The sequence below is a fragment of the Gordonia sp. L191 genome (assembly GCF_030077625.1).
Lineage (GTDB): Bacteria > Actinomycetota > Actinomycetes > Mycobacteriales > Mycobacteriaceae > Gordonia > Gordonia polyisoprenivorans_A.
On sequence record NZ_CP125996.1, the window covers coordinates 3,952,307 to 3,967,723 of the forward strand.

Sequence of the window (15,417 nt, forward strand, 5' to 3'; positions counted from 1 at the left end):
CGCTGGGGCCAGTGCGTCGTTGGATCGGATTGGCCCTCGTCACCGCGATCGCCGCATATCTTCTCGAACTCCTCGACGTCGACGCCGCCGCCTTGTTCGCCGGCCTGGTGGTCGCCGCGGTCCTCGCCATCGCCGGACTCGCCCCGCGCACACACTCCGACGACCCGGATGCCCCGGTCGTCCCCCGACCCCTGTTCCTGGCCGCGCAGGGCGTGCTCGGTGTCTACATCGGCACCATGGCCGACCCGAGCACCCTGTCGGGACTGGGGTCGGCGTGGTTACCGGTGCTCGTCGTCGGGCTGGGCACCTTGGCCCTGTCGGTGGCCGGCGGAGCCCTGCTCGGACTGCACCGACAAGTCGATACCCTCACCGGCGCAATGGCTCTGGTCGCCGGCGGTGCGTCCGGGCTGGTGGCGCTGACCCGTGAACTCGGTGGCGACGAGCGGGTCGTCGCCGTCGTCCAGTACGTGCGCGTGGCCCTGGTGACCCTCACCATCCCGCTGGTTGCATCGGTGGTGTTCGGCGCATCGGCCAACGGTGTCGCCCAGACGTCCCCGAACTGGTCCGATCAGGGTTGGGGGCTGGTGCTGCTCGCGGTGTGCGCGGGCGTCGGCGTGCCCCTCGGCCGACTCATCCACCTCCCGGCGGCCGGCCTGCTCGGTCCGATGGCGTTGTCGACGACCGCCGAACTGACCGGGCTGGCCGGCGACGCCGCGATCTCACCGATCCTGCTCGCGATCGCCTACGCGTTGATCGGTTGGCAGGCCGGGCTGGGGTTCACGATGGAACGACTCAAGGCGATCGGGCGCATCCTGCCACCGGCGATCGGTCTGATCCTCGCGATCGGGGTCGGCTGCGGGCTACTCGGTGTGCTGTTGTCCTGGTGGACCGGCGAATCGATGTTCGACTGCTATCTGGCGACCACCCCGGGCGGGATCTACGCGGTGCTCGCCGCGGCCACCGCGGCCGGCGGCAACGTCGCCTTCGTGGTGGCCGCACAGATCCTGCGAGTGCTGTTGATGCTGTTCGTGGCACCGTTCGCCGCGCGCTGGGCCGCCCGCCGGCGCCCCGGACCAGCCGCGCTGTGACCGATCTCGCACGACGATTACCCTCGACGCCATGAGTGGGGAGAATTCGTCCGAGTCCGGCACACCTGAACCGACAACCACCACGCCCGCCCGCGAGTTCGACGTCGTCGTCTTCGGCGCCACCGGCTTCGTCGGCGAGCTGACCGCCCGCTATCTCGCCGAGCACGCGCCCGCCGGCACCAGGATCGCGCTGGCCGGCCGCACCGAGACCAAACTCGCCGAGGTCCGCCGACGCCTGCCCGCTGTGGCGTCGAGCTGGCCGCTGATCGTCGCCGACGCGTCGTCGCCGAGTTCGCTCGACGCGATGGTCGCCCGCACGCGGGTGGTCTGCACGACGGTCGGCCCCTACCTGCGCTACGGCGAGTCGCTCCTCGTCGCGGCCGCCACCGCGGGCACCGACTACGTCGACCTCACCGGCGAGGTGCCCTTCGTCCATTTCTCCATCGACAAGGCCCACGAGACCGCGCAGGCCACCGGTGCGCGCATCGTCCACTCCTGCGGATTCGATTCGGTCCCTTCCGATCTCGGCACCTATCTGCTCTATCGCAAGGTCGCCGACGACGACGCGGGCACGCTCACCGACACCACGATGGTGGTCAAGTCGATGCGCGGTGGGATCTCCGGCGGCACCATCGATTCGATGCGGGTGATCGCCGAGGAGGCCAAGGACCCGCAGAAGCGACGACTGCTGCTCAATCCGCAAGCGCTATCCGGGGATCCGGGCGACACCCCGAAGGTCAGCATGTCCTCGGAGCCCAGTGACATCGCGGTGGTACGCGCCCGCACCGTCGACCCGTCGCTGTCGGGGACACTCGCGCCATTCTTCATGTCGTCCTACAACACGCGCGTCGTGCGACGCTCGAACGCGTTGCTGGACAACGCCTATGGCCCCGGCTTCCACTATGCGGAAACCATGAACGTCGGCGGCATCCCGGTTCTGTCGGCGTTGATCGCCGGCAGCGTCAGCGTCGGCACCGGAGCCTTCCTGGGTGCGATGAGCTTCGGCCCGACGCGCCGGCTCCTCGATCGCGTGCTGCCCAAACCGGGTAGCGGTCCGAGCGAAAAGACCAGGGAGAAAGGCTTTTTCGTCACCGAGACCTACACCCGCACCAGCACCGGCCGTCGGTACCGCTCGCAGATGAGGCTGTCGGGCGACCCGGGATACAAGGCCACCGCAGTGATGCTCGGCGAGAGTGCGCTCACCCTGGCCCTCGACCGGGGTCAGCTCCCCGCCCGCACCGGAGTCCTCACCCCGGCCGCCGCGATGGGTGATGCGCTCGCCGACCGTCTGCGGGCCGCGGGAGCGAGCTTCGACGTCCGCGAGTTGACGTAGCCGAGAGGCCTACGGCTGCCCCGGCTTCAGCGCGATGAACAACGCGTCGAGTTCGGCGCACAGCCGGTCGCCGTCGTGCAGTGTGCCCTTGACGAAAGCCTTTCGGCCGTCCAGGTTCTCGACCCAGGTGTGCATGCGCAGCGGGGTCCGCAGCGGCGTCAACGACCGGTAGCTGACGGTGAGATAGGCGGTGCGGGTGATGCCCTGCACGGCCAGTGCCGACGCCATACCGCCGAGGTCGTCGAAGGCCACCGCGACGTGACCGCCGTGCGCGGCGTCGTTGCCGCCGAGGTGGAACGGACGGAAGGTCACCGAGGCGACAACGCCGTCGGGGCCGCCCTCGCTGATCTCGTACGGCGGCAGCGTGATGTTGCCTCGCGCGGGCAGATCGATGCGGGTGCCCGCGGGCGAGCGCCACTCGTCGATCTGCACGTCCTCGAGGCGCTTGTTGAGCGCCCGCACCTGGTCGATGAGTTCGTCGGTGATCTCCGGGGTCGGACACGCGTAGCGCGCCAGGTCCATCAGCCGCCGGATCTCCTCGCTGAATTCGCCGTAGCGCGGGCCGCCGCGGTCGGTGGTGATGTCCATGCGGGCGCGGAATCCGCCCTCGTGCGGCGAGTCCGCGTCGGCGGGCACGGCCCAGCCCGATTCTGGCGAAGAAGTCATGCCAGACACCGTATCGGCGCCGGTCATCGGCGTCGCAGTCGGCGCGGACTAACGGTGGTGGTGACGGGTGCTGCCGACGGCGTGCAGATCCACGTGCGCGGTCGCGGTCGGCGCCTCGCGACGGTCCCGGAGTTTGATGATCGCGCCGATGAGCAGGGCGAGCACGACCGACAGCGCCACCCACACGGCGACGACGATCAGCACGATCTCCCACACACCCACGTCGCCAATATGCCAAAAGGCGCTGGTGGGTGGCCACTCATCCGAGAAGAAACCCGCCAAATTCTAAGAAACCGGCGCTCGGGCGCCCCGGAACGGCCGCCGCCGAGGTGTTCGCGGGCGGCCCGAGATCGGTGTCCTAACCTGATCTCCATGAGCACCGATGCCGCCTCCGCCACGCCGACTCCCTTCGATCCGAGCCAGTGGCGTCCGGTGACCGACCTCGGCGAACTCACCGACATCACCTATCACCGCCACGTCGGTACCGGTCGCGCCGACGGCATCGTGCGCATCGCCTTCGACCGACCCGAGGTCCGCAATGCGTTCCGGCCGCACACCGTCGACGAGCTCTATCGGGCCCTCGACCACGCACGGCGCACCCCCGACATCGGCACGGTGCTGCTCACCGGCAACGGACCGAGCCCCAAGGACGGGGGGTGGGCGTTCTGCAGCGGCGGTGATCAACGCATCCGCGGTCGGTCCGGCTATCAGTACGCGACCAGCCACGACACCGACGTCGCGGCGGCCGGTGCCGAGGGCGTCGACGAGGCGCGCGTGAAGGCGGAGGGCGGCCGCCTGCACATCCTGGAGGTCCAGCGCCTCATCCGCACGATGCCCAAGGTCGTGATCGCCGTCGTCAACGGCTGGGCCGCCGGTGGCGGTCACTCCCTGCACGTGGTGTGCGACCTCACCCTCGCCTCGCGCGAGCACGCCCGCTTCAAGCAGACCGACGCCGACGTCGGTTCCTTCGACGCCGGCTACGGCAGCGCATACCTCGCCAAGCAGGTCGGCCAGAAGTTCGCGCGCGAGATCTTCTTCCTCGGCGAGGCGTACGACGCGGAGACGATGCATCGGATGGGTGCGGTGAACCGGGTGGCCGATCACGCCGACCTCGAACGCACCGCCATCGAGTGGGGGCGCACCATCAACGGCAAATCGCCCACCGCGCAACGCATGCTGAAGTTCGCCTTCAATCTCACCGACGACGGGCTCATGGGCCAGCAGGTGTTCGCCGGTGAGGCCACCCGCCTGGCATACATGACCGATGAGGCCGTCGAGGGCCGGGATGCGTTCCTGCAGAAGCGCTCTCCGGAATGGGACGCTTTTCCGTATTACTACTGAATCACCGCCGATCCCACCGGCTGATCACCACAGAGGACAGCGACCACGACAGCGGCACAGATCACTACGTCGGTACGGTGCGCGATCACCGACCCGCGGCCACAATGGGTCGAGTGACCCCGAGGACACCCGAGCCCTTCGTGTCCTCGAAGGCGACCGATCCCGATCTCACAGCCTCCCGACAGCCACCCTCAGCCGAGCGACCGGTCCGTCGACGCCGACTGCTGCGCCGCGTGGTGATCGCCGTGGTGATCGTCGCCGTGCTCGCGGGATCGGCGTTCTACGGGTTGGGGTATCAGCTGTTCTACCGCGACCATTCCGACCCGCTGCGCAAAGTCGACGCCATCGTCGTGCTCGGCGGGGAGCACGACGGCCGTGAGGATTACGGACTACAGCTCGCCCGTGAGGGGTACGCCTCCACGGTCCTCATCTCCAACCCGTACATGAACGACCACTACCACCGCACCGGCGCCCAGCTGATGCAGCGGGTGTGTTCGTCGAGCACCGCCACCATCGAGGTGATCTGTTTCGACCCCGATCCGTCGACGACACGGGGCGAGGCGATGGAGACCCAACGACTGGCCCGCCAACGCCACTGGCACAGCGTCATCGTCATCAGCTGGCGGTTCCACATGGTCCGCGCCCGCTACATCTTCGGCCAGTGCTTCGACGGCGACGTCGTCATGCGCCCGGTACCGCGGTCGTATCCGTCGTCGCTGCGGTACTGGAGCTTCCAGTTCGCCTATCAGTTCGGCGGTCTCGCGAAGGCCGCGGTTCTCGGCTGTGACAAGTAGTCCTGAGACGAGGCTCAACCGAACAGCTCCGACGACGACGCGGGGCGCCCGAAGTGGTATCCCTGCGCGTAGTCGAATCCCAGGTCGACGAGCAACGGGACGACAGCGGCGTCCTCGACACCTTCGGCGACCGTTTTCGATCCCGTCGCGCGGGCGACGTCGCAGATCGCACGGACCACCGCCACCGTGGTCTCGCTCTCCTCGTCGTAGTCACTGTCGAGGGAGTTCACCAGGTCCCCGTCGACCTTGAGGACGTCGACCGGCAGATCACGCAGGTAGCTCAGCGCCGAGTATCCCGACCCGAGATCGTCGACGACGATCGTGCACCCCGCCTCGCTCAGTGCACCGACGGCATGCGCGGCATCGCTGGCGATGCGGATCACCTCATCCTCACGCAGCTCGATCCAGAACCGCGCCGGATCTGCTCCGCTCGTGCGGACCTGCTCGATGGCCGAGTCGACGATCGCCGGGGTGAGCAGCTGACGCTGGGAGAAGTTGATCGACACGAAGGAGTCCGATCCGGCCGCCGTGGTGATCCCGCGTGGGAGTTCGGCGACGGCCGTCGCGATCGTCCAGGCGCTGATCGGCCCCAGCAAGGCGGTGCCCTCCAGGATCGGGAGGAACTCACTCGGGCCGGCCGTGTTGCCGTCGTCCCAGCGCATCAGCGACTCGTACCCGGCGACTTCGTGGGAGGGCAGATGCACGATCGGCTGATAGTGCGGCGCGAAGTCGGCAACCTTGGCCCGCGAGAGCCGCAGCACGGTGGTACGCAGCCGGTCGACGGCGGCGAGCATCTCGTCATCGCACACCTCCAGCGGCGTCTGCCGCGCGATCGCCGCCGTGAATGCACATTCCGCGCACCACTTGCCCACGCCGTTACGCAGGTCGCGGGTCAGAAAACGGGGGGAGGCCACTCCGGTTCGGGTGTCCAGGAAATACCGCTCACCGCCCCACTCGACGATGTGGGCGCCGCTACGGAGTTCGCCGATGAGGATGTCGAGTTCCTGCTCGCTGGATGCGGTCGGAACCAGTTCGTAGTCGAGGTCGGCCAGGCGAATCATCGCCACCGCGGGCCCGACGCGAGCCATCAAACCGTCGACGAACCGAGCGGCCACCGCTCCGGCCAGCTCTCGGCCGAATACCCCGGTCAGTCGTCGGTACGGATCCGCCTGGACAACGATGTGTCCATGTCCCGGCACTACCAGCCCACCCTTGCTTCGGTTTGCGTACGACCCGGTGTTCCGGATGATCGGATCATAGACCCTGGACATAGCTGGGAGGCGCTTTGGCTGCCCACATAACCTCCACGACACCTCACAACGTTACCGATCGTGACCGGCATCACCGGTCCATACAATAGGAAATATGCGGTTGCCGAGACGGGTCCACAAATACGACTATTCGAATAGGTCAACACCACCATTGAATTGTTTCCGCGAGCCCGAATTCCGACCGTTCCCTTCAGGCCGATTTCTCAGAATCGCCCAATCCGGCATCTGGTATCTTTCTCGTACGGGGGTTGCACACAGCGTCGAGAGTTCGCGTAGCGAAAGATCAAATCCACTGCGGCGGATCTCGATCGAGCTCGACCAGACCAAGTGGAGTGGAGCGACTTTGCGGCTCGTCGGTGCGTTAACCCCTCGTCACCGTCCGGTCACATTGCGATGCGCGTAACCCCGTCCGCGCCCTCCACAACGACTGGCCGACCCCACTCCCCGATGAGACTTCAGCCTCCCGACAATTCGAACCCCGGATTCCGCTCGTCCGAGCTGGTCCCGGCCACCAGGGGTGTCGACGGTCCCTCGTTCGCCCGGAGTTTCGACCAGCGCACCATCGGCGTGCTGGTCAGCGAGACCGGTGCGATTCCGTTGATCCTCCTCGGACTCCTGTCCTCGACGTTCCTCAAACCCCATTGCCAATGGGTGCTCGTCGTCATCGGCGTCTACACCCTGCTGTCGGTTGCGGTCACCGTCTACGCCCGGCGACTCTCCGACCGCGGATTCGCCCTTCTGAGTTTCGGCGGCATGCTCGGCGTCGCCGGATCGTCGATCGTGATCGCTGACAATGGAGCGGCGTTGGCGGTCCTCGTCCTGCTTGCGGCGATCCCCGCGCTGTCGGCGATGGACTCGTCGTTACCAGTGGTCATGGGTTTCGTACTCACCGCCGCCGTCCTGGTGTGTGTGGTCGTCTCCATCCGGGCAACCTCGACGACCGCGCTGATCGTGGGCGGCGGCGCGGCGCTGATGGCCATCGCGGTACCGACCTATCTGGTCACCAGCCTGCGCCGACGACTGACGGCGTTGCTACATCAGCAGGCACAACTGAGCGTGACCGACCCGCTGACCCTTGCTCTCAACCGCCGCGGACTGCTCGACGGCGCGATCCACCTGTTTCGCACCGCGGCCACCGCCGGCAAGCACGTCGCCTTCCTGGTGGTCGACGTGGACTACTTCAAGAAGTACAACGACACCCACGGCCATTCGGCCGGTGACGCGGTTCTGGTGGAGATCACCAACGCCATCCAGAACGCGGTTCCCCCGAGTTCTCTGGTTGCCCGCTCGGGCGGTGAGGAATTCGCGGTCCTGACCGCCACCGACGACGCAGTCGGGTTGTCGCGGCTGGCCGACGACATCCGGCTGACCGTGGCGTCGACCACCGACGCAACGGTCAGTGTGGGCGGGGTGTGCGCCAAGATCATCGAGGCGACCTACGACTCCGACCACCCGACCCTGTCCGAGCTGATGGACCGTCTTTCGGCCCAGGCCGACCAGCTGCTCTACGCCGCCAAGGGTATGGGCCGCAACCGCGCCGAGACCGGAAGCGTCGCCCCGTCCTACTGGCGTCATCTGCACTCGTCGCCGTCGGACGAGCCGGACGAGACCCACTGAGCGTCGAGCAGCCGACAATGCCGTCGGTACCCGCATGACCCTGTCCCGGGGGTCCGACCCCGGCCGATCCCGAAGGTATCCGTGGTGGAGATTCTCGATCCGACCGATGACCGGCAACGCATCGCGGGGTTACGTGCGTCGCCGACAATCTCGTTCGTCGACGGGTGGACGTACGCAGGTCCCGAGCTCGCGGTACTCGACCGGCTCGTCCACGTCGATCCGGAGACGTCGGCTCCCGAGCCCGTCGACGTCACCGACGAGGAGCTCGTCGAACGCCGCAGCCGCTACATCCTGTTCCCGTGGCGCTCGACGCTGGTGCGGCTTCCCGACGCCGACCTCTACCACCGGCTCAAGACCGCCCGCAACCGACACCTGTTGACCGGGCGTGAGCAGCAGATCTGGGGTACCGCGGTGATCGCTGTCGCGGGCCTCAGCGTCGGTTCGTCGGCCCTGACCGCCGCCGCGCTGACCGGGGCGCGCCGATTCCGCATCGCCGACTCCGACGAGCTCGCGCCCACCAACCTCAATCGCATCGTCGGGTCGGTGACCGATCTCGGTGTCAGCAAGGTTGAGCTCGCGCGCAGGCGCATCCTCGAGGGGGACCCGTATACGCAGGTCACGACGTTTCCCGACGGTTATCGTCCCGACCTGGCCGAGGCGTTCCTGGGCTCGGCAGCCTTCGCGGGTTCCACCGAGGAACTGCCGGCCTCGGTGATCATCGAGGAGATCGACGACGTGGCGATGAAGATCGACATGCGTCGACGCGCCCGTGCGGCCGGGGTGCCGGTACTCAGTGCCACCGATATGGGCGAGGACGTCGTCCTCGACGTCGAGCGCTATGACCTCGACCCGGACTACCCGATCTTCCACGGCCGCGGTGAGGGCTTCTCGGCCGGCGACGCCGCCGACCCCGCTCAACGACTCCGGATGGCACTGGCCATCGTCGGTGACGAGGTCACGCCTCGGATGGCGTTCTCCGCGAGCCAACTCGGCCGCAGCGTCACCTCGTGGCCGCAACTCGGCTCGACCGCCGCGATGGCCGGGGCGCTGGTGGCAACGGCTGCACGCACTATCGTCTGTGGTCGGCCCGTCCGGTCCGGCCGCTATCGGTTCGGTATCGAGGAGATCCTTCTCGGGTCCGACGCGGGGACGCACGAGGGATGGAACGAGCTCGGTCAGGCCGAATTCGCCTCAGCGGCGCAAGCCATGGGTGAGGGCACCGGAACGAGCTGACGCCGAACGGTCGTGGTGACGCACCGGCGGGCGGGCGCCCCACGCCTGCGAGTTCGGGTAGATCGCGGCCAGCCGGTCGGCCTCGTCGCGCATCCGGCCCCAGACCTCCGGCGTCGTCGCCGACTCCAACGTGGCCCGCTCCCACCACATCAGCTGGGTGCGGTAGCGCTCGTCCGGGAACGGGGTGGCGGGCACGCTCGGGTCGACCCGCCCGCCACCGGAGGTCCAGCGCTTGAGGACGTGGTCGGCGGCCGTGGCCATCATGTGGTCGACTCCACACATCTCCATGATCGGCAACCCCAGCCGCGAGAGCTGTCCGACGACCTCCTTGGCGATGGGTGACCGCTCGTCGGTCCAGGCCGTCTTGACCTCGACGATGCCGCCGTCCATGCGTTCCTCGATGGCGTTGACCAGATGGACCTGACCGGGCTGACCCGCCCACTCCTCGAGCGCATGCGTCTGCGCCGCAGCGGCGAAGCGGGGCTGCACCCGCAATCCACCCACCACCTGCTGCGAATTGTCGAGGACGACGAAGAACATCACCGTCTCCTCGCCACCGACCACCCGTTCGTAGTCCAGGGCGGCCGCACAGCCGTACCGGGTGTAGGCGTTCTCCGCACCCCGCAGGTACTCCCGCCACAGGGCCGGATGCATCGCCGGAGTGGCTGCCCGCAGGGTGTAGTTCGGCGTCACCATCCCGCGGATCGCGGAGTCGTGACGGGTGGCGATGGTGCGCAGAGCTGCGTTCATGAGGCGTGCTTCTTTCCGAGAAAGTCGACCACGACGCTGTGGCTGAACGACGTGATTGAATATCGTGAATACAATTTCCCGTTCGGGAACGACGAACGGAATATGGACCATCACGGATCTCGTTGTGCATCCCGTGAATTCCCCGTGTTTCACAAGAGGCGTCTGTGATGGCGCCATTCGGTCAGAATACGGCCACGGCCGCAATCAGAGAACTGTTAGCTCACTGAAGGTCCCGGTCGGAGGCGATCTGGGCGCATCAGCGCGCCGGACCGAAGAGGTCGGCGGCTGCCGCGGGACGGCCGAGCAGATATCCCTGACCGAGGTCGAAACAGAGCTTGGTCACCTCGTCGAGTTCGTCCTGGGTTTCGATTCCCTCGGCGACGACGCGTAATCCGGTCGCTTTCGCCATCGTGCAGATCGCATCCACCACAGCGCGGTCGGAAGCGCTGTCCGGCAACGGGGTCACCAAGGTCCGATCCACCTTGAGAACTTCGACCGGAAGGTCCCGGACATATCGCAATGCCGAGAAACCCGAGCCGAGATCGTCCACACAAATCGTGCATCCGAGATCGTGGAGCGCGAACAGCGTGCGCGCAGCGGCTCCCGCGGGCCGGATGACGTCGATCTCACTGACCTCGATCCACACGCGGCTCGGCTCCACCCCGTACTCGGCGCCGAGTTCGGCGAAGTACGCGGGAAGCGACTCGTCCCACAACTGCTTGGCGGACAAGTTGATCGAGATGAAGGCCTCATCGCCCTCCGTGCGACCGATTCGCCCGGCGAGATCGGCGAAGACCGCGCGGATCGCACGCCGACCGATCGGGATGATCAGCGAGGTCGCCTCGGCGACCGGCATGAAGGCGTCCGGACTGCGCACGGAGCCCGCAGTCGTCCAGCGCAGCAACGACTCCCAGCCCACAGTGACGTCGTCGGACAAGCGGACGATCGGCTGATAATAGACCGGGAAATCGTCGTCGTCGGCCGTGATGAGTGCGTTCGCCACAGCAATCTCACGCTGAAGTGATTGTGCCAGAGACGGATTCGCGATCACCGCGCTAAGGCCGTCAACGAGCGCCCGCGACAGGGCCGCGTCGGCGGCGGAGACGATCTCCTCGTCGGCGACAGTCACGGGGAAATCAGCTGCACGCACAATCCCCATCGCGAGATCCAGATAATGAACAACCCCGTCGAGATCAACAGCGTGCGCGCCGAAACTCCACGGCTGGTCCAGCAATGACAGTGCGGCGACGTCCTGTGAACCGAAGGACCCAATCCACTCGAGATCCGATCGCCGAACAAGCGCGGCGGTTGCACCCGATCTCGCCAGTGCACTGGCGATGAATGCCTCTGCAATGTCCACCGAGCGCTCCCGCCCGTACGCCACAGCAACTCGATGGTAAGGGTCAATAGACAATGCGACCACTACGCCCCAACCAGGTTGCACCAACTGGATGTCACTAGAGCCCGACTCGCACCCCGACCGGAAAGTGGTCATACGTTCAGACTACGGCTAGCGCCGAATGGATCGGCACCATCCCGCGCTCACTCGTGTCACAACGAGGCAGAACAGCTCGCGGTCGGCCAACCCTCTCGACAATTCCCGCGATATCGACCCAACTGATCAGTCGCGTCATCGTGGCTCGTGAAACCACATCACGGTGCCCCGCGGCCGCGAGCATCGGGAACGACATCGGTTTCACCACCGATGCGGCACCGCGGCCAACCGAGCGCCCGGGTACCTTGACGCTAGGCATCGATGCCAACGGGGGTCTCGACGACGGTGAGGTCATCTGTGGCTGTGTTCGAACTGGCACTGCCGGGACCGAACTCGATCGCCGCAGACTCACCCGTACCACCGGCTTGGTGGCCGACCAATGCGCACAATGAGAAGAACCCGTACCCATTCCTCTAGGTCAGAGAAGTCTCCTCGACATACCAACCGCCGAAACATCGGGGCCCGCTCACAACCGTTCACACCCAGCGGCGATGAAGGAAAGGCCATGGCGAATGGAGTGGATATGCGCTTTATGCGAACTCCGCGCTCGGACTCAGCCGGCGAGAATCTCCGACAATCCTTCCATGGTCGCCACCCGCTCCGCGTGCGTGGGCGCCAACGGCCCCGCCAAAACGACGGTGACACCCGACTTGGCGAACGCCTCGACGCGTTCGGCCACCAGCGAGCGCGGACCGATCAGGCTCATCGCCCGAACCAGGTCGTCGGGCACAGCGGCCGCGGCCTCGGCCTTCTTGCCGTCGAGGTAGAGATCCTGGATCAGCTTGGCCTCGTCGGCGTAGCCGTAGCGCACCGCCAGGGTGTTGTAGAAGTTCTTTCCACGCGCACCCATGCCGCCGATGTAGAGAGCGGCGTGGTTGCGCACATGCTGCATCGCCACCTCGATCTGCTCGGCGTCCTCGGAGATCAGTGCGCTCGCCTGTACCACGATCCCCAGTTCGCCCAGCGATGGGTCGCGCTTGGCCTTGCCGGCCGCAAGCGGCTCACCGAAGGCTGCCTCGACGTACTCGGGGTGGAACAGGAACGGCTGGAACTCCTCGAACAGCTCGGCGGCCAACTCGGTGTTCTTCGGGCCGATCGCGGCAAGGAGCATCGGAATGCGATCACGCACAGGGTGATTGATGATCTTGAGCGCCTTGCCCAATCCGGTGCCGCCGTCTTCTTTCGTCAGCGGCAGGGTGTAGTGGCGGCCCTGGTATTCGGTTTTCTCGCGACGCCAGATCTTTCGGCAAATCTCGGCGTTCTCGCGGGCCCGGCCAACGGGGTAGTCGTACTTGACGCCGTGGAAGCCCTCGATCACCTGCGGCCCCGACGCCCCGATGCCCAGGATGAATCGTCCGCCGCTGATGTAATCCATTCCCGCGGCGGTCATCGCGAGATTCGACGGGGTACGTGAGAACATCGGCAGGATGCCGGTCTGCAGCTCCATCTTCTCGGTCTTGGCGGCGATGTAGCCGAGCTGGCTGACCGCGTCGAAGCTGTACGCCTCGGGGACGGTGACCCGGGCGACGCCGGCCTTCTCGAAGTCGGCGAGATTGTCCATCGTCTCGCGGAAGTCACCGGCGTAGTTGATCGGCATGCCCAGCTTCATCGACGTCATGACGCCGAATTCTTCCACACCGCGACCCGTCCCCGGAGGCCCGTCCGATCGTTCGTTCGCATCGGTTTTGATGTACCGGCGGGTGCAGTTGGGTGAACAGTAGATGAACAACCCGACGAAGAGGGCAAACATGCAGGTCATGATGCCGATCCGCACAATGGTTGCCGGAGCGAAATTTATGCGGATCGGCACCCTCGGACGCATGATATTGCCCATGAGCGGAGAGATGCTGATTCTCGTGCTGTTGATCATCACAGCACTGGGCTTCGACTTCACCAACGGATTCCACGACACCGGCAACGCCATGGCGACCTCCATCGCCACCGGCGCACTCAAGCCCAAGGTCGCCGTCGGGTTGTCGGCGATACTGAACCTGGTGGGTGCGTTCCTCTCTGTCGAGGTCGCTGCCACCATCACCAAGAACGTCCTGCACCTGCAGAGCAAATCGGGCGGACTCGTCGGCGGCATCAGCGCCAACGAAGCCCTGCTGATCATCTTCGCCGGCCTTATCGGCGGCATCCTGTGGAACCTCTTCACCTGGCTGTTCGGCCTGCCGTCGAGCTCCAGCCACGCCCTGTTCGGCGGACTCATCGGCTCCGGCATCGCAGCTATGGGCACCAGCGGCATCGACTGGCACGGCGTGCTCTCCAAGATCATCATCCCCGCGCTGGCATCGCCGTTCATCGCTTGCGCGGTGGCCGCGGTCGGCACCTGGCTGGTCTTCAAGATCACCGCGAAAGTGCTTGTCTCACGCCAGGAAAGCGGGTTCCGCTCCGGCCAGATCGTCACCGCCTCGCTGGTCTCGCTGGCCCACGGCACCGGTGACGCACAGAAGACGATGGGTGTCATCGCCCTCGCCCTGATCTCCACCAATCACCTCGACGCCTCCTCGGTCAAGCACGGCCTGCCCATCTGGGTCGTGTTCAGCTGCGCCGCGGCGATCGCCCTGGGTACCTACCTGGGCGGCTGGCGCATCATCCGCACGCTGGGCAAGGGACTCGTCGAGATCACCTCCCCGCAGGGCATGGCCGCCGAGGCTTCCTCGGCCGCGATCATCCTCACCTCGAGCGCCGCCGGTATGGCACTGTCGACCACTCAGGTCGCCACCGGCTCGATCCTCGGTTCCGGTGTCGGTAAGAAGGGCGCGCAGGTCCGCTGGTCGGTCGCGGCCCGCATGGTCGTCGCCTGGGTCACCACGCTGCCGGCCGCCGGCATCGTCGGCGCCGTCTGCTACGGACTGGGACATCTGCTCGGTGACGTCACCGGCGCGATCGTCATCTTCCTGCTGCTGGTGGCCGCGTCGAGCTACATGTACTGGCGCGCACAGCAGAACAAGGTCGACTCCAACAACGTCAACGCCGAATGGGACGAGTCCACCAACTCGATCATCCCGGCCGACGACGCTTCCGCCGACAAGCCCGCCACCCTCGCCTGACGGCCGGGAAGGACCTCACTCTCATGGACATCCTCGAAGCCATCCTCAAGGTTCTCGTCATCGGCATGATCTTCGGTGCCGGACTGCCCGCCCTGTTCGCCATCGGCATGCGGCTGCACTCGGCCGGCGCCGGTGACGCAGGAGCCGACGGCACGATCAGCGCACCCAATCCGGCGCTGAAGGCGCTGGGCTATCTGTTCTTCGGCATCGTCGTCGCCGCAATCGTCGTCGGTCTGCTGTGGGTCACCCGCCAGACGCTGTCGTACTACTTCGACTGGCAGGTCTTCCCCGACTGGGCTTACAGCTGATCCGCCAGCCATCTCGTCCACACCGCGAAAGGCGATCATGTCCTCCTCACTGTTCGACTCTGCCGTCAACTGGATTCGCAAGGGATACCCGGATGGCGTTCCGCCCACCGATTTCCCGCCGCTGCTCGCCCTGCTGATGCGGACCCTCACCGAGGAAGAGGTCACCAACGTGGCGCTCGTCCTGGCCAAGGATCGTGCAGCCGATGCCCCGGTGACGCCAGAGCGCATCAAGCAGGCGATCCTCGAGGTCACCGAGACCCAGCCGACCGATGCGGAGATCAATCAGGTGGCCTCTCGACTGGCCGCCGTCGGTTGGCCCTTGGCCGCCTCACCGGCAACGGCCTGAGTTCCATCCAGCGCCCACACGGCGCCGAACAACCCGGACGACCTGCTCGCCAGGCGCCGGGTTGTTCGCTGCATATCCATCAAACGGCCCACACACCTTGCGTCCTACAATCGGCGAAGGGT

General features: G+C 66.4%; 15 protein-coding genes. 9 read left to right on the forward strand and 6 right to left on the reverse strand.

The window, feature by feature from the left end:
• The first annotated feature begins 11 nt into the window (after nucleotides 1–11).
• A complete protein-coding gene (locus tag QNM97_RS17920; RefSeq protein ID WP_283819654.1) occupies nucleotides 12–1,088 on the forward strand; it encodes an AbrB family transcriptional regulator in 1,077 nt (358 codons plus the stop codon).
• A 31-nt stretch (nucleotides 1,089–1,119) separates the two neighbouring features.
• Nucleotides 1,120–2,421, forward strand: coding sequence for a saccharopine dehydrogenase family protein (locus QNM97_RS17925; RefSeq protein WP_283819655.1), 1,302 nt, complete (start codon nucleotides 1,120–1,122; stop codon nucleotides 2,419–2,421).
• A gap of 9 nt (nucleotides 2,422–2,430) precedes the next feature.
• Here the strand turns inward: QNM97_RS17925 and QNM97_RS17930 are convergent, their stop codons facing one another.
• Both QNM97_RS17930 and QNM97_RS17935 read right to left on the reverse strand, forming a co-directional pair.
• Nucleotides 2,431–3,087, reverse strand: coding sequence for a PaaI family thioesterase (locus QNM97_RS17930; protein ID WP_283819656.1), 657 nt, complete (start codon nucleotides 3,085–3,087; stop codon nucleotides 2,431–2,433).
• A 48-nt stretch (nucleotides 3,088–3,135) separates the two neighbouring features.
• On the reverse strand, nucleotides 3,136–3,309 hold the full coding sequence (locus tag QNM97_RS17935; RefSeq protein ID WP_208794717.1) for a hypothetical protein: 174 nt from the start codon (nucleotides 3,307–3,309) through the stop codon (nucleotides 3,136–3,138).
• Between the two features lie 150 nt (nucleotides 3,310–3,459).
• Between QNM97_RS17935 and QNM97_RS17940 the strand changes: the two genes are divergently transcribed.
• Together QNM97_RS17940 and QNM97_RS17945 are read left to right on the forward strand one after the other, a co-directional pair.
• Nucleotides 3,460–4,428 carry a 1,4-dihydroxy-2-naphthoyl-CoA synthase gene (locus tag QNM97_RS17940; RefSeq protein WP_283819657.1) on the forward strand — a complete coding sequence of 323 codons (969 nt, stop codon included), beginning with the start codon at nucleotides 3,460–3,462 and terminating at the stop codon, nucleotides 4,426–4,428.
• A gap of 140 nt (nucleotides 4,429–4,568) precedes the next feature.
• Entirely contained in the window at nucleotides 4,569–5,222 is a 654-nt protein-coding gene (locus tag QNM97_RS17945) for a YdcF family protein (protein ID WP_283823244.1), read from the forward strand.
• A 14-nt stretch (nucleotides 5,223–5,236) separates the two neighbouring features.
• Here the strand turns inward: QNM97_RS17945 and QNM97_RS17950 are convergent, their stop codons facing one another.
• Nucleotides 5,237–6,421, reverse strand: coding sequence for an EAL domain-containing protein (locus tag QNM97_RS17950; RefSeq protein ID WP_283819658.1), 1,185 nt, complete (start codon nucleotides 6,419–6,421; stop codon nucleotides 5,237–5,239).
• A gap of 519 nt (nucleotides 6,422–6,940) precedes the next feature.
• Here QNM97_RS17950 and QNM97_RS17955 point away from each other — a divergent pair.
• Both QNM97_RS17955 and QNM97_RS17960 read left to right on the forward strand, forming a co-directional pair.
• On the forward strand, nucleotides 6,941–8,110 hold the full coding sequence (locus QNM97_RS17955; RefSeq protein WP_283819659.1) for a GGDEF domain-containing protein: 1,170 nt from the start codon (nucleotides 6,941–6,943) through the stop codon (nucleotides 8,108–8,110).
• A gap of 81 nt (nucleotides 8,111–8,191) precedes the next feature.
• The gene (locus QNM97_RS17960) at nucleotides 8,192–9,343 is read left to right on the forward strand and encodes a ThiF family adenylyltransferase (protein WP_283819660.1); all 1,152 of its coding nucleotides are present in this window, start codon (nucleotides 8,192–8,194) and stop codon (nucleotides 9,341–9,343) included.
• On the opposite strand, the gene QNM97_RS17965 is transcribed toward QNM97_RS17960, so the two are convergent.
• The 3 genes from QNM97_RS17965 to QNM97_RS17975 all read right to left on the reverse strand — a co-directional run bounded on the left by QNM97_RS17965 (nucleotide 9,302) and on the right by QNM97_RS17975 (nucleotide 13,206).
• The gene (locus QNM97_RS17965) at nucleotides 9,302–10,093 is read right to left on the reverse strand and encodes a hypothetical protein (protein ID WP_283819661.1); all 792 of its coding nucleotides are present in this window, start codon (nucleotides 10,091–10,093) and stop codon (nucleotides 9,302–9,304) included. The two genes, QNM97_RS17960 and QNM97_RS17965, sit on opposite strands and share 42 nt — an antisense overlap.
• 256 nt (nucleotides 10,094–10,349) lie before the next feature.
• The gene (locus QNM97_RS17970) at nucleotides 10,350–11,588 is read right to left on the reverse strand and encodes an EAL domain-containing protein (protein WP_283819662.1); all 1,239 of its coding nucleotides are present in this window, start codon (nucleotides 11,586–11,588) and stop codon (nucleotides 10,350–10,352) included.
• 553 nt (nucleotides 11,589–12,141) lie between these two features.
• A complete protein-coding gene (locus QNM97_RS17975) occupies nucleotides 12,142–13,206 on the reverse strand; it encodes an LLM class F420-dependent oxidoreductase (protein WP_283823245.1) in 1,065 nt (354 codons plus the stop codon).
• Nucleotides 13,207–13,420: 214 nt separating this feature from the next.
• Between QNM97_RS17975 and QNM97_RS17980 the strand changes: the two genes are divergently transcribed.
• Genes QNM97_RS17980 through QNM97_RS17990 form a run of 3 tightly spaced genes read left to right on the forward strand, consistent with a single transcriptional unit; the run spans nucleotide 13,421 to nucleotide 15,295 of the window.
• Nucleotides 13,421–14,641 (forward strand): inorganic phosphate transporter, encoded by a 1,221-nt coding sequence (locus tag QNM97_RS17980; RefSeq protein WP_283819663.1) that lies wholly within the window; start codon nucleotides 13,421–13,423, stop codon nucleotides 14,639–14,641.
• Nucleotides 14,642–14,664: 23 nt separating this feature from the next.
• Nucleotides 14,665–14,949, forward strand: a complete 285-nt coding sequence (locus QNM97_RS17985) for a hypothetical protein (protein WP_283819664.1) — start codon at nucleotides 14,665–14,667, stop codon at nucleotides 14,947–14,949.
• Nucleotides 14,950–14,986: 37 nt separating this feature from the next.
• Nucleotides 14,987–15,295 carry a DUF3349 domain-containing protein gene (locus QNM97_RS17990; RefSeq protein WP_094602353.1) on the forward strand — a complete coding sequence of 103 codons (309 nt, stop codon included), beginning with the start codon at nucleotides 14,987–14,989 and terminating at the stop codon, nucleotides 15,293–15,295.
• The last annotated feature ends 122 nt before the right edge of the window (nucleotides 15,296–15,417 follow it).

What these genes read in the sequence shown, in the direction of transcription:
- QNM97_RS17925 (WP_283819655.1), top strand. Translation starts at nt 1,120, where the DNA reads ATGAGTGGGGAGAATTCGTCCGAGTCCGGCACACCTGAACCGACAACC.
- QNM97_RS17930 (WP_283819656.1), bottom strand. Translation starts at nt 3,087, where the DNA reads ATGACTTCTTCGCCAGAATCGGGCTGGGCCGTGCCCGCCGACGCGGAC.
- QNM97_RS17940 (WP_283819657.1), top strand. Translation starts at nt 3,460, where the DNA reads ATGAGCACCGATGCCGCCTCCGCCACGCCGACTCCCTTCGATCCGAGC.
- QNM97_RS17955 (WP_283819659.1), top strand. Translation starts at nt 6,941, where the DNA reads ATGAGACTTCAGCCTCCCGACAATTCGAACCCCGGATTCCGCTCGTCC.
- QNM97_RS17965 (WP_283819661.1), bottom strand. Translation starts at nt 10,093, where the DNA reads ATGAACGCAGCTCTGCGCACCATCGCCACCCGTCACGACTCCGCGATC.
- QNM97_RS17970 (WP_283819662.1), bottom strand. Translation starts at nt 11,588, where the DNA reads ATGACCACTTTCCGGTCGGGGTGCGAGTCGGGCTCTAGTGACATCCAG.
- QNM97_RS17975 (WP_283823245.1), bottom strand. Translation starts at nt 13,206, where the DNA reads ATGACGTCGATGAAGCTGGGCATGCCGATCAACTACGCCGGTGACTTC.
- QNM97_RS17980 (WP_283819663.1), top strand. Translation starts at nt 13,421, where the DNA reads ATGAGCGGAGAGATGCTGATTCTCGTGCTGTTGATCATCACAGCACTG.
- QNM97_RS17985 (WP_283819664.1), top strand. Translation starts at nt 14,665, where the DNA reads ATGGACATCCTCGAAGCCATCCTCAAGGTTCTCGTCATCGGCATGATC.
- QNM97_RS17990 (WP_094602353.1), top strand. Translation starts at nt 14,987, where the DNA reads ATGTCCTCCTCACTGTTCGACTCTGCCGTCAACTGGATTCGCAAGGGA.